Genomic DNA, 229 nt, shown 5'->3' with positions numbered 1-229 from the left:
GGCGCCGACGAGTTGCTGTCGTTTCTGGCTGGCCAGCAGACCTTTGTGATTGCCGGTTCCGTATCCTTTCTGCTTATTGTTATCGCCATGACCTGGTGGTTGAGGCAGTCGGTTATTCTGCGCTTGCAGGGTATGCAAAACGATCTGGTTGCCATGGAAAAGAACGCCGATCTTACACGGGTGCCAGTCCTGAAAGGGCGCGACGAAGTGGCTGGTGTTGCCAATGCAC

The 229-nt window shown here is 55.0% G+C and carries 1 pseudogene; it reads left to right on the top strand.

From position 1 onward, the window contains the following. Nucleotides 1-229 (top strand): annotated as a pseudogene (locus B2W52_RS02570) (methyl-accepting chemotaxis protein); the annotation flags it as partial.

It is taken from the genome of Marinobacter sp. UBA2498 (assembly GCF_002341575.1).
Classification (GTDB): Bacteria; Pseudomonadota; Gammaproteobacteria; order Pseudomonadales; family Oleiphilaceae; genus Marinobacter; species Marinobacter manganoxydans.
This window is presented reverse-complemented; position numbering and strand designations above follow the sequence as displayed.